We start from the raw sequence: 13,246 nt of genomic DNA, 5'->3' as shown, positions 1-13,246 counted from the left end.
GCCATTTTGAACATTCAAACCAGCTACTAGTATAATAATCAACATAAAGATCATAGCTAGGCTATTCATCATTGCACTCTGAAAAGAGGATAAAAGTAGTATTTTTCTAAAATTATGAAAAAGTCTCCGGAAACCCTGTTCTGCCTCTTCTATTTCTTGTTGCTCTCCTTTTAACGTTTTTATCAAGCGAAAATGAGAAAATTTATGGCTTAACTTTCCTGTTAAATTTCCCGTCATTTCTTGATGTCTCACATAATAATTTTCTAACTTTTTATTAATTGGAATCATACCTAGTAACAAAAAAAGTATTAAAATAAAACTAAGTACTGTTAAATGAAAATTAATAAAAAAAGAAAACTTGTTGCGCCTATCACTATAAAAATATTTAGCAATGACTCCGGAAAAGTTAGAGTAACAAGTTTTAAAACAATAGTCATATCATTTGTCAACCGACTTGCTAAATCACCAGCCTGGAGTTCCTCTACATCTTGAACAAATTTGCCTAACAAATGTTTGTGTAAATATGTCTGCATACGTGACATGGCCCTATTACCACTCATCCCTAGAAGATAGGTCGAAAAAGCTTGAATAATATAAACTACTACAAAAAACAATGCCATCCCTAATAGCAAATGAGGCTGCGAAACTACGGAATTCATAAATTTTTGATCCATCAGCAGACCTATCAACTGAGGTAAGATTAAACCTAATCCTGTCCCTAAAAAACTAAGCAATAAACCAATAAAAAAACGTGGTTTATCTAGAAAATAGTAAATAATCCGAAAAAAATTTGTTTGATCTGGCATGTCAAAACTCCACTTTTTTAAATTTCTGAAGACTAAAGTAGTACAATAGACCACAATACAGTAATGTTGTTACTACCATTCCAAGAAAAGCAAAACCAAAATTACCAGTCTCTGCAATAGTACGATAACCGTTTGGAACTAGAAATCCAATCGAACCAAATAAAGGAAGAATCCCTGTTATAAGAATCAAAGCAATACCACTAATCATACTAACAATATTAGTACTATAAAGTGATATAAGGGTAATGCAAAAAATATAACAAAAATGCAGTAAAATTGTTCCAATAGTAGAGAATAAGGCATAATAGCCATCCGAACCAATCAGTTCTCCTGAACCAAAAGGTAGATGAATAATTCTCAGATAATAGACTCCGAACATAAGGACAGTAAAGTTTAATACAAAAATAAGGAACAAGGTCAAGATACTAAGTAGTTTAGCCACTAAAACTCTTGTCTTTTCTAAATCTTTATACAAGAAAAGCAAATGCTGTTGTATTTCACTTTTAAACACTGCAATGACTACAAAAAATAAAGCTAAGGTCGGCAGAGTCGAACTGAAAGTAAGATTGAAAATCCCATCATACATCTCTAAAAAACTTAATTGAACATGGTTATCAAGAGAAGTGATGTTCATAAAGCCAGTTTTCATAAATGTTGATATTAAGTACAAAAGAGGGCTCATGCTAAATGCCATAAAAAGCTTGCTTTCTTTTTGTTTCCACGTTGCATTTAGCACTGCTGAAAAAATTTGTTTCATTCTAGTCTCCTTGCGAGAAAATCTGTTTAAGTTGATTCTCTTTTATATCAATAGATTTGATTAACTGTTGTCGACCCAACATTGTAAATAGATTATTCAGTTTTTCTTGTGGACAGATCGTCGCAATCTCTAGACAGTTACCATCCATACGAATGTATTCTGAAAGATAAGGTTGTAAATCTTCGATAATCCCTTCTTCCGCTAAATGAACTAACAGCTTCGTACCATCCATCGCATTGAATTGATCTGCTAAATGTCCTTCCTTTATGTAGAGATAGCGATCACAAAGGGCTTCCAGTTCACTTAGCTGATGACTGGAGATCAACATCGAAATCTGACGTTTACTTGACCACTCTTTCAAGATTGTAATCAACTTTTGAACACCTATCGGATCCAACCCCACAAAAGGCTCATCTAAAATTAAGAAATTCGGCTCAGCTACAAGCGCAATTGCTAAGGCTGTCCGTTGTTTCATCCCAAAAGAAAATCCTTTTGGCTTTCTTTTTCTCGCTTCCCACAACTCAACCAATTTCAATGTTTTTTCAATATTGGGATAAAGGTTTGTTTTCCCATGTAACTGCAAGTAAAATTTAAGATTATCTTCTACAGTCATGTCTGGATAAAAAACAGGATCAATCATAATACCGACATCCTGTAAGAGATTTTCCTTAGAATGTAAGTCAATATCTTTATAATAAATCTCACCCTGACTCGGTTTAAGTGACTTAGCAATAAGCTTCATAAGAGTCGATTTTCCTGCTCCATTTTTTCCTATTAAACCGACAATTTCTCCTTTTTTTATCGTCAGACTCACATCTCGAAGTGAATAAAAATCATTGCCTTTGAATTGTTTAGATAGATGATTAATGGTAAGCATGAGTAATTTCCTTTTTATTTTTTGTAATTTAATGTAATAGTGTACAACCGAAATAGAGCTGTATAATATAAATGCAAAAGCGAGTTGTGAAAGTTCCATTGGAGACTGAGCAATCTGCACAGTCATTTCATCAGAAACAACTGTATTTCTCTCTACAAATAGTTGCCATAAACCTAGATTCTCAGAAAAATAAGCAAAGGCCGTATAAGAAACCATAGATAAAACAGGCAAAGTGATACCATATTTTAATAGCTCTTCCTTGCTTTTACACTTTACAAGCAACCAACTATGCAGAAGCAAGGGAAGCAAGTAGAAAACACTTGCTAATACGATTACAGGCAAAGAAGGCAAGAATGCTAGCATACTCCCTGTTATCAACACGTAATAAAGCACCAAAAATAAAACAAATAATGTCATAATATCTCCTTTTTAAAACAAAGCTGCTAATAAATTAATCAACCAATGAGCTGCAATAGAATAATGAAGTCCCAAATGCGTTGCAATATAACCGAGTAGAACCCCTACCGGTGTTCGAATTAAGAGATTATCCCATAGATTATAGTTTAAATGTAGCAGGATTCCAAATGCCAATGAGCAAAAAAGAATAGAATGAAATTTAGAGAAATTCTTCCGTAACATTCGGTACAGAACATAACGAAAAAGATATTCTTCGCAACTAGCTACAATCATCTGATGCCAAAATTCATTTCCTTTGATGAACATAGCATTTCCTACAAATAACAATAATAATAGAATGGCTGCTACTCGTGTGGAGAAGGTTACTTCTTTATATCTACTGTACAATTTATATTTTTGAGCTAGATAATGGGGAAGTCCCACAAAACAAACAGGCATAAAGAAAGCTAAAATGTAAAAATAACTGATAACTAGATGTTGATGGTCTATAAAAATCAAACTAGTCATGCCAATACTAAATAAAACAATAGATAAAATCAGAACTCCTAATGTAGTCACTAATATCGTTGAATTCGCCCGATTCATTGTACCACCTAAAATTCTATTTCTATAAACTTCCGATAAGCAATCACATACGAGCTTAATATATAAGTCAAACTAATGGACAAAGCTATAAAGATACTTATCCCTATTCCAACAGTTGAAATTGTATTAACATAACCATTTGGAAAAACATATTGTAACAGTTGCAACCGTGGTGCAATTACACTGAGTAAAACAAAGAATATGCTCATAACAATTGTCGCTGCACGATTAGCATACATTGAAAAAGCTATCGTAATAAAAACAGCTACAATATTAAGCATAATGATTGCTAAGAAACTAACCAACTCTTGTCCGAATAATGACGGATTACTCGAAAAAATCTGATCAGAAGTATTTAAAAATAGGTAAAAAATGAACACACTTGCAAGGAGACTAACGACCAGATATAGCAGATACAGCAAGCATAGACTTATAACTTTTGTATTAAAAATAACAGACTTTCTTAAATCCTTATATAAAAACATCGTCCCAGAGCTAAATTCATCTCGTAGGGTTAGATAGATAATGTAAGAAAATATCAATGTCGGTAGTACAAGCTTATACTGTGATTGTAAAACAACAATAATAAAAGTGAATAAACTTGCGCTTGATTTGGCCACATAAAAGGTCTCCATATCTGGACTATTTGTCAACAGAGGAACTATTAGTGGTAAGAAAGAAAATGCCATTAAAAATTTAACTTCTCGTCTATTCCATATGGACTTAAAGATAGGGAAAAAAATCTTCTCATCTGCCTCTCCTTGGGGGGAATTTTATCAATAAGATGAGGGTTAGCTGACTAATCCTCATCTTATTGATAGCTAATCATATCTGATTAGCTACCTTTTTTATAGGGTTACTCTGCGGTTAACCCGATAACTAATACTCAAAACACCAAAATTCCAAGTATGGCGTTTAAATAGAGTTTTAAAAACTTTCATCATTCCTCCTTATAATGTAACACGACGGTTTACTCGATAACTAATACTCAAAATGCCAAAATTCCAAGTATGGCGTTTAAATAGGGTTTTAAAAATTTTCATTATTCCTCCTTATAATGTAACACGACGATTTACTCGATAACTAATACTCAAAATACCAAAGTTCCAAGTGTGGCGTTTAAATAAAGTTTTAAAAACTTTCATCATATTCTCCTTTTTTATATTGATAAAGCAACCAAATGATTTATTGCTTCTCACTTATACTATTCGAAATAAAAATCCAAAAATAAAAAATCATTAAAAAAAATTAGTTGTTTTAAACTAATTAATTTTCTATTAAGTAACTCCTTATCTTTCCCTATGTCCACGGTGCTCTTCCATACTTCCATCGCACTCTATAGTCGCACTCACAATCCCGTAGGTTTTCACAAGCTGATGAATAGCTTGTCTAATTTGCTGACTTTTCTCCGCCTCTTTTAGGCAAATATGAATCATGGCATACTTATCAATGCCATCTGTCGTCCAGACATTTAGCTGGGCAATAGCTTGAACATTGTCCAGACTCCCCAGTTCTTGATAGAGCTGACCTAGATCAATATCGCTTGGAACATGATCCAGAAAGATCTTGATATTATCCCTAAACTTAGGTAGAGACTGACTGAGGATAAAGACAGCAATCAACAGAGATAGCAAGGGATCTAGAAAATACCAGTCTGTGAAGTGTAGGACGATTGACACTAAAATAACCGCTAGCCACCCCAGAATATCCTCTAGAAAGTGTAGACTGAGAATAGACTCATTGTGACTATGGCCGTGACTGACCACCTTGCTTGCTGCTAGATTGACCAGAATAGCGATAATTCCTAGGACCAGCATCCCGTTATAATCAACAGGTTCCGGGGCGAAGACCTTGGGAACATTTTCCCAGAGGACCAAAATAGAACCTATAATCAAAATAATGGACGTTAGAATGGCTCCTAGTAAACTATAACGCTTGTAGCCCAATGTATAACGGCTGTCTTCTTTTTTATTAGAAATCTTTTCTAAAAGCGTTGACAGACCAATCGCCAGCGCATCTCCCATATCATGGACGGCGTCAGCCAAGACAGCACTGGAATTGAAGGCCAATCCGAAAATAACTTCAATAATGGCGAAAGACACATTCAAAAGAAAGGCAATCATCATTTTTTGACTTGATTTCATAGCATCCCCTGTTACATCTGATATTTTTATAGTATAATATATTCAAAAGCAAACACTTTGTTCGATTCTATTATCCATCTTTTTAGAAAAGGAAACAAGAAGCAAATCTAGTCTTTTGTCAGATAAGAGACAAAAGACTAGATTTGTTTGAAAATGCTATGGACAGACGAGTAAAAAAATCACGCGCAGCCATTTACCAGGCCTTTCTCAGCCTCTTGCATCGCAAGAGCTATGAAGCCATCACTGTTCAGGAAATCATCGACCTAGCTGATGTGGGAAGGTCTACTTTTTATGCACACTTTGAAACAAAAGAAGCCCTACTGGAGGAGCTCTGTCAAGAGCTGTTTCAACATACCTTTATCGATCGCCCTGAAGGGAAAAACTTGACAGAAGCAACAACCCACATTTTTCATCACTTTCGAAAAAACCAAGATCGTATCGCTACTCTACTCTTGGCAAAAAACTCTTATTTTATTAACCGCTTAAAAAAAGAGCTAGAGCACTATATCTTTCCGTTAATTATGGAAAAAGGTTTGAGCAATAAGAAAGCTCTACCCGAAGATTTCTTGAGAAACCACGTAACAGCCACTTTTGTTGAGACGGTTTCATGGTGGCTACAACAGCGAAAAGAAATTGATGAAGAGGCTATTAGCCAGTATTTTCTGGACTTGATGAAATAACTCATCAAAAATTTATTCTTAGGAGATTTTTATGCAACAACGTTCTAAATTTTTTGTTCCGGGGATTATCATGATTGGGATTGTCCTACGAACACCTTTTACGATTTTACCTATTGTCTTATCAGATATTGCCGATGGACTACATGTCTCTCTCAGTTCACTTGGACTGCTGACCAGTCTTCCTTTAATCATGTTTGCTCTTTGCTCGTCTTTTGCTCCTCGCTTGGCACGACAATTCGGACTGGAGAAACTCTTTACTCTGGTTCTAGTTTTTTTGACTCTCGGCTCACTGATCCGAATCTTTAATCTCCCCCTACTTTATACAGGAACGATTATCCTTGGAGGAGCGACAGCTCTACTAAATGTTCTTTTGCCAAGTATCATACAGGCGAACCAACCACACCGAATCGGACTTTTGACAACTCTCTATATTTCAGCTATGAGTCTCTCTATTACTATCGTCTCTGCCTTAGCAGTCCCTATTGTCAATGTTAGCTCTTGGCAAGGGTTGATTATCACTCTAACTCTGATTTGTCTTTGCGCTTTCTTTATCTGGTTCCCCAACACGAAACACAATCACATGCTTGAGGATAAGGGAAGGAATCATCCAGTTACTAGCCTACTAAAAACAAAAAAGTATGGGCCCTCATTATCTTCTGTGGTCTACAATCTCTACTTTTTTATACAGCTATGACTTGGCTTCCAACCTTAGCTCTACAGGCTGGTCTGTCCAAAAATGCTTCTGGTATCTTGGCTTCCGTCTTTTCATTGGTTAGCTTACCTTTTTCGATGACGATTCCGAGCTTAACTACACGATTATCTGCACGCGGACGCTTGATTATGATTTCTTGTGTAGCTGCAGCAGGTCTGTCTGGAGTAAGCATGTTGCTCTTTCAAACGGACAACTTCCTTTATTGGCTCGTACTAAATTTATTGATTGGAATATCTGTTAGTGCTCTTTTCCCTTACCTCATGGTGACTTTCTCACTTAAAACAAACACACCAGAGCAAACTGCTCAATTATCTGGCCTAGCGCAAACTGGTGGTTATATCCTTGCAGCTTTAGGACCTAGCCTCTTTGGTTTTGGTTTTGATTTCTTCAAATCTTGGACTCCAGGCATTCTCGCACTGCTTATTTTAACAGGAATCATGACCGCTTCACTGTTTTACATTGAAAAGTTTGATAAGATTTTGTAACACAAAATACTCTATTTATCAAACTATAGGTAAAACGAACCATAAAATTGTATTATTCAACAAGGCATAATTCCTTTATCTTTACGGGATTTATGCTTTTTAAAATTTCTTAAGGTTAATCATAATTATACCCAGCAATATAGCTTCTCACTTACGGAATTAACTCCTATCTTATATCTCTAGAGGGCAATCTCAATATTTTACATTGAAAATGCGGTTTTTATATAAACGTCTATTTTCAGGATCAAGTCCTCTTAATTTACTAACTATTTCTAAATTTTCTCTCACAGTTAAGTCTGGATAAGAATAAGGCGTCTCAATAATATAACCTATTTCATTTCGAAGTTCTAAATTACTCAGATCTAACTTTTTTCCTTGGATATAACATTCTCCTGATGTAGATTTTATCAATCCTAGCATCATTCTCATCGTCGTTGTTTTCCCTGCACCATTCAGTCCTAAAAACCCTACTATTTCACCAGGTTTTATTGATAAATTCAAGTTGTTGACAACATTTTTTGTTCCATATCTTTTAGAAAGCTTTGCGGTTCTAATTGCTTCTTTCACCATTACCTGTCCTCCTTAGTAATTTGTTCCACAACTCCTTGTATGACTAACTTCAATGTAGTATCAAATTGTTCTTCGCCGATTTCCTCGATGTGTAATATAGTCATAGCAATCGTTCTAAATAAAGCAGAGACGATTTCTACCGATACATTTTCTCTAATGTTGATTCGGGACACAATTTTTTTAACCATCCTATCATCTATCAGATGATGATTTGTTATCGCCTCTTTTGGCAATTTTCTTATGAGTAATTCCATTTCATGATTTTTAAATATGGTATACATAAATGAATAGCGAAAATCTTGATAAAAATCATAAAGTAACTGTACCAGACGATTTGTATCTATCTTGGTTTCCATACCCAATTGTTCTGTCAGGTGATTCATAACATCTATTTGATATTCTTCTAAGACTGCAAAAAATAACATTTCCTTTGAAGAATAAAAATTATAAAAAGAGCCTTTGGAAATATCAGCCAAGGCCGCCATTTGGTCAACTGTTGTTTTCTTAACCCCATATCTTTGCAGACATTCCTTTGCGACTGTATGTAATTTCCTTTTAATTACCTCTTTTTCCTCAGCAGTAAAAGCAGCAACCATAACTTTCTCCTTTGTTCTCTGTGACGTTTTTTGTTTTTTCGGTCATAGTTTACCATATAAAATAAAGAATGTCAAAAAGACCTATATTTTGATCGTAAAAAATATAAGTCTTCAACATCATCCCATCATTAGGAAGAAATTTAAGACTTTTATATTCTTTTAGCAATAAAAAGATGCAGTGAATCTTCGGATTCATGACTTGAACTAAAAATCAATGATGCCACGAACCGCAGGTGGCTCAAGTAAATAAAAGATACACTAACCGACTATACAAAAAAACACCACTGTCATAATAGAACAGCGGTGTTTTGGAGATTATTATGAAAAAGTTTTAGGATTTCTAAACAAAGTTAGGAGGTCTTTGTTTATGTCTTTTATTGTACACAAGCTTTCTTAAAATAAACTTAAGATTATTTTTTAATTAATATTTCGTGCATTTTTTTGACATCATCTACGATATAAGTAGCACCAGCGGTTTCTAACTCTTCCCTACTACCAAAGCCATAAAGAACACCGATAGAATCAAGCTTTTGCGCTTGACCACCAAGTACATCATGCTCTCGGTCTCCAATCATGATGGTATGCGCCAAATCTGTGATTTGATTTTGTTCTAAGGCATACTGAATAACATCGCTTTTTTTACTACGTTTTCTGTCCATGGTCGCACCAGCGACAAAGTCAAAATAATCATATAAACCAAAGTGCTTGAGAATCTGAATAGAAAATTCTTCAGGTTTTGACGTAGCTACAATCAACTGTTTGCCAGCCTGCTTCAGAGAAGCCAGTAAGTCTGGAACGTCTGGATAGACCTCATTTTCATAAAGTCCCTTTTCAGAAAAGTACTCATGATAGTAGTCAATGACCTTTAAGCATTCTTCCTTAGAAAATCCGTAAAAGCGCTCAAAAGAATCCTGCAAGGGAGGGCCGATAAAAACTCTCAATGCTTTCTTGTCTGGTACTTCAATCCCAAATTTTCCTAAAGCATAGGCCACCGAGTTGGTAATTCCTAGTTCTGAATTAGTCAAGGTACCGTCTAAGTCAAATAAAATCGTTTGATACATCTTTGCCTCTTTCTGCTTTCAAAAAAGGGGACTAAACGTTCCCTTTGTCTTCATTTACTTATAAACTTGACCAAACACTTTCCAAGATATTGGTTTGCTCACGATCAGGGCCAACTGAGAAAGTAGAAATACGCACTCCTACTAATTCACTAACACGACGGACATAGTTTCGAGCATTTTCTGGCAAATCTTCCAGTTTACGAACACCTGTGATATCCTCTGACCAGCCTGGCAATTCTTCATAAATCGGCTTACAACGCTTGAGCTGCTCCAAGCTAGCTGGATAATGATCGATTCTTTGGCCATCCAAATCATAGGCTACACAAATCTTCACCGTATCTAGACCACTCAAAACGTCAATAGAATTAAGTGAGAGATTCGTAATGCCTGATACACGGCGACTATGGCGCATGACAACAGAGTCAAACCAACCTACTCGGCGCGGACGGCCTGTTGTTGTGCCATATTCATGGCCAACTTCTCTAATACGATTTCCTACTTCATCGAAAAGCTCTGTTGGGAATGGTCCATCACCAACCCGACTGGTATAAGCCTTGCAAACACCAACGACTTTGTCAATCTTGCTCGGGCCAACCCCAGAACCGATCGTTACACCACCAGCAACTGGATTAGATGAAGTTACAAATGGATAAGTCCCTTGGTCAATATCCAGCATAACTCCTTGAGCCCCTTCAAAGAGCACTCGCTTGCCTTGATCCAATGCATCGTTGAGAATGACAGAGGTATCCGTCACGTATTGCTTGATTTGTTGCCCATATTCATAGTATTCTTCAAAAATATCATCAAAACTGATTGCTCTACTATCGTACAATTTCTCAAAAAGGCGGTTTTTCTCAGCTAAATTACGATCCAAGCGTTCTCTGAAAATGTCTTTGTCTAGAAGATCTGCAATCCGGATACCAACACGCGCAGCCTTGTCCATATAGGCTGGGCCGATTCCCTTAATGGTTGTTCCGATCTTATTGTCCCCTTTGGCCTCCTCCTGTAGGCGATCCAACTCGATATGATAAGGCAGGATGACATGCGCTCGATCAGAAATGCGAAGGTTATCTGTCGTCACACCCTCCTCATGCAGGTAGTTCAATTCTTTGACCAGAGATTTAGGATTCACCACCATCCCATTTCCAATCACAGAGATTTTTTCTGGAAAGAAAATCCCTGACGGAATCAGATGCAATTTGTACTTCTTGCCGTCAATTACAATGGTATGGCCGGCATTGTCACCACCCTGATAACGGGCAATCACTTCGGCATTAGCAGAAAGAAAATCAGTGATTTTCCCTTTTCCTTCATCTCCCCACTGGGTTCCTACAACAACTACTGATGTCATAACTTTGTCTGAGCTAAGTCGCTCGTCCTTTCTTACATACATGGCAGGAGTCTCACCTGCTGGTATATCTTACACTTTATTATAAGAGATTCCAGTTGTTTTTTCAAGGATAGAGAGGTGTTTCATTAGTATTTTCTACTTCAAAAATAATTCAGACTTCTTAAAAAGGAGATTTTTCCGAATTTTTCAGCGAAAAACAAACTAAAAGTTCGGGATAATGATTGTTTTCTAATTATTTATAAATTATATGAGCATTAATGATACAAACTAACATTATTATTTTTAATGCCATTCTTTATTTTTGATAAAAACAAGAGTAGCTCCTCTCTTGTTTTCCAATTTTGTGTTAAAATAAAAGGTATGGACAAAATTATCAAAACTATCTCAGAAAATGGTTCTTTCCGAGCTTATGTGCTGGATAGCACAGAGACGGTTCGGACCGCTCAAGAAAAACATCAAACCCAAACAAGTTCTACCGTTGCACTGGGTCGCACACTGATTGCCAGCCAGATTTTGGCTGCAAATGAAAAAGGCCAGACCAAGATTACCGTCAAGGTCCTCGGGACCAGCTCACTAGGTGCGATCATCACAGTGGCAGATACTGAGGGCAATGTCAAAGGCTATGTGCAAAATCCCGGTGTAGATATCAAAAAGACTGTCACCGGCGAAGTTCTAGTTGGTCCTTTTGTCGGCCAAGGCGAATTCCTCGTCATCACGGACTATGGTACGGGCAATCCTTACAACTCCATGACTCCTCTCATCTCTGGAGAAATCGGCGAAGACCTAGCCTTCTACTTGACTGAAAGCCAGCAGACACCTTCTGCAGTTGGTCTCAATGTTCTCTTGGATGAGAATGATAAAGTCAAGGTCGCTGGCGGTTTCTTGGTACAAGTTCTGCCTGGTGCCAAAGAAGCTGAAATCGCCCGCTTTGAGAAGCGGATTCAAGAAATGCCTGCTATCTCAAAACTACTGGAATCCGATGACCATATCGAAGCTCTGCTAGCTGCTATCTATGGTGATGAACCATACAAACGCCTGTCTGAAGAGGAAATCCGCTTCCAGTGCGACTGCAACAAAGAGCGCTTCATGAATGCCTTGGCTACCCTGCCAAAGGCTGACTTAGAAGAGATGCGTGACCAAGATCAAGGGGCTGAAATCATCTGCCAATTCTGCCAGACAGCCTATCACTTTGACCAAAACGACCTGGAGGAACTGATTCGTGACAAATCTTAATACACCTTTTATGATTGGAAATGTTGAAATTCCCAACCGCACAGTTCTGGCACCTATGGCCGGCGTAACCAACTCTGCTTTCCGGACCATTGCTAAGGAGCTGGGAGCTGGACTCGTTGTCATGGAAATGGTCTCTGACAAGGGCATCCAGTATAACAACGAAAAAACCCTTCATATGCTCCACATTGATGAAGGAGAAAATCCAGTTTCTATTCAGCTTTTCGGTAGCGACGAGGATAGTTTGGCGCGCGCAGCAGAATTTATCCAAGAAAATACTAAAACCGATATCGTCGATATTAATATGGGCTGTCCGGTCAATAAAATTGTCAAAAACGAAGCTGGAGCCATGTGGCTTAAGGATCCCGAGAAAATCTACAAAATTATCAACAAAGTTCAGTCCGTGCTAGATATTCCTCTGACAGCCAAGATGCGTACTGGCTGGTCCGACAGTTCATTGGCTGTAGAAAATGCTCTGGCAGCTGAAGCAGCTGGTGTCTCAGCCCTGGCTATGCACGGGCGGACCCGTGAGCAAATGTATACTGGCCATGCTGACCTTGAGACCTTACACGATGTAGCCCAAGCTCTGACTAAGATTCCTTTCATTGCTAACGGTGATATCCGAAGTGTACAAGACGCCAAACAGCGTATCGAGGAAGTCGGTGCCGATGCCGTCATGGTTGGTCGAGCAGCTATGGGAAATCCCTACATCTTTAACCAAATCAACCACTACTTTGAAACCGGCGAAATCCTTCCAGACCTCAATTTTGAGGATAAAATGAAAATTGCCTACGAGCACCTTTGTCGATTAGTCAATCTCAAAGGAGAATATGTAGCTATTCGTGAATTCCGCGGACTAGCACCACACTATCTTCGTGGAACTGCTGGTGCTGCTAAGCTCCGTGGTACTATCTCACAAGCTGAAAGTCTAGCTGAAATTGAGGAACTCTTGCAAATTAAAAAATAATAAAAAAC

At 37.3% G+C, this 13,246-nt stretch carries 11 protein-coding genes and 4 pseudogenes; 4 read left to right on the top strand and 11 right to left on the bottom strand.

The window, feature by feature from the left end; translation table 11 throughout:
• From HMPREF9182_RS10970 to HMPREF9182_RS06560, 7 genes and pseudogenes are all read right to left on the bottom strand, one after another.
• Positions 1-806: pseudogene (locus HMPREF9182_RS10970) on the bottom strand (ABC transporter transmembrane domain-containing protein); the annotation flags it as partial.
• Between the two features lies 1 nt (position 807).
• The gene (locus tag HMPREF9182_RS06580) at positions 808-1,563 is read right to left on the bottom strand and encodes a hypothetical protein (RefSeq protein ID WP_009754296.1); all 756 of its coding nucleotides are present in this window, start codon (positions 1,561-1,563) and stop codon (positions 808-810) included.
• A 1-nt stretch (position 1,564) separates the two neighbouring features.
• Positions 1,565-2,440: an ABC transporter ATP-binding protein gene (locus HMPREF9182_RS06575; RefSeq protein WP_037603069.1), complete on the bottom strand. Its 876-nt coding sequence runs from the start codon at positions 2,438-2,440 to the stop codon at positions 1,565-1,567.
• Positions 2,441-2,473: 33 nt separating this feature from the next.
• A pseudogene (locus tag HMPREF9182_RS10965) lies at positions 2,474-2,857 on the bottom strand (Msa family membrane protein); the annotation flags it as partial.
• 12 nt (positions 2,858-2,869) lie between these two features.
• Positions 2,870-3,442 (bottom strand): CPBP family intramembrane glutamic endopeptidase, encoded by a 573-nt coding sequence (locus HMPREF9182_RS06570; RefSeq protein WP_009443894.1) that lies wholly within the window; start codon positions 3,440-3,442, stop codon positions 2,870-2,872.
• Positions 3,443-3,450: 8 nt separating this feature from the next.
• Positions 3,451-4,062 (bottom strand): hypothetical protein, encoded by a 612-nt coding sequence (locus tag HMPREF9182_RS06565; protein ID WP_128080246.1) that lies wholly within the window; start codon positions 4,060-4,062, stop codon positions 3,451-3,453.
• A 669-nt stretch (positions 4,063-4,731) separates the two neighbouring features.
• On the bottom strand, positions 4,732-5,586 hold the full coding sequence (locus HMPREF9182_RS06560; protein WP_009443655.1) for a cation diffusion facilitator family transporter: 855 nt from the start codon (positions 5,584-5,586) through the stop codon (positions 4,732-4,734).
• Between the two features lie 158 nt (positions 5,587-5,744).
• Here HMPREF9182_RS06560 and HMPREF9182_RS06555 point away from each other — a divergent pair, with 158 nt between their 5' ends.
• Both HMPREF9182_RS06555 and HMPREF9182_RS06550 read left to right on the top strand, forming a co-directional pair.
• On the top strand, positions 5,745-6,266 hold the full coding sequence (locus HMPREF9182_RS06555; protein ID WP_037603066.1) for a TetR/AcrR family transcriptional regulator: 522 nt from the start codon (positions 5,745-5,747) through the stop codon (positions 6,264-6,266).
• 31 nt (positions 6,267-6,297) lie between these two features.
• Positions 6,298-7,463 (top strand): annotated as a pseudogene (locus HMPREF9182_RS06550) (MFS transporter).
• A 234-nt stretch (positions 7,464-7,697) separates the two neighbouring features.
• Here HMPREF9182_RS06550 and HMPREF9182_RS06545 read toward each other — a convergent pair.
• The 4 genes and pseudogenes from HMPREF9182_RS06545 to HMPREF9182_RS06530 form a co-directional block, all read right to left on the bottom strand.
• Positions 7,698-8,033, bottom strand: a pseudogene (locus tag HMPREF9182_RS06545) (ATP-binding cassette domain-containing protein); the annotation flags it as partial.
• Positions 8,033-8,629 (bottom strand): TetR/AcrR family transcriptional regulator, encoded by a 597-nt coding sequence (locus HMPREF9182_RS06540; RefSeq protein WP_009443698.1) that lies wholly within the window; start codon positions 8,627-8,629, stop codon positions 8,033-8,035. The pseudogene HMPREF9182_RS06545 and the gene HMPREF9182_RS06540, both read right to left, overlap by 1 nt.
• Before the next feature lie 410 nt (positions 8,630-9,039).
• Complete coding sequence (locus HMPREF9182_RS06535) at positions 9,040-9,690, bottom strand: HAD family hydrolase (protein WP_009754445.1); 651 nt, start codon at positions 9,688-9,690, stop codon at positions 9,040-9,042.
• Between the two features lie 58 nt (positions 9,691-9,748).
• Complete coding sequence (locus tag HMPREF9182_RS06530) at positions 9,749-11,041, bottom strand: adenylosuccinate synthase (protein ID WP_037603062.1); 1,293 nt, start codon at positions 11,039-11,041, stop codon at positions 9,749-9,751.
• A 360-nt stretch (positions 11,042-11,401) separates the two neighbouring features.
• Here HMPREF9182_RS06530 and hslO point away from each other — a divergent pair, with 360 nt between their 5' ends.
• Together hslO and dusB are read left to right on the top strand one after the other, a co-directional pair.
• Positions 11,402-12,274 (top strand): Hsp33 family molecular chaperone HslO, encoded by an 873-nt coding sequence (hslO, locus tag HMPREF9182_RS06525; protein ID WP_009443263.1) that lies wholly within the window; start codon positions 11,402-11,404, stop codon positions 12,272-12,274.
• Positions 12,261-13,238 (top strand): tRNA dihydrouridine synthase DusB, encoded by a 978-nt coding sequence (gene dusB / locus HMPREF9182_RS06520; RefSeq protein WP_009754577.1) that lies wholly within the window; start codon positions 12,261-12,263, stop codon positions 13,236-13,238. Before hslO ends, dusB begins: the two co-directional genes overlap by 14 nt.
• The last annotated feature ends 8 nt before the right edge of the window (positions 13,239-13,246 follow it).

This window comes from Streptococcus sp. oral taxon 056 str. F0418, assembly GCF_000220065.1.
GTDB lineage: Bacteria > Bacillota > Bacilli > Lactobacillales > Streptococcaceae > Streptococcus.
The sequence above is the reverse complement of the archived record's forward strand: the minus strand, read 5'-3'. Positions and strand labels throughout refer to the sequence as shown.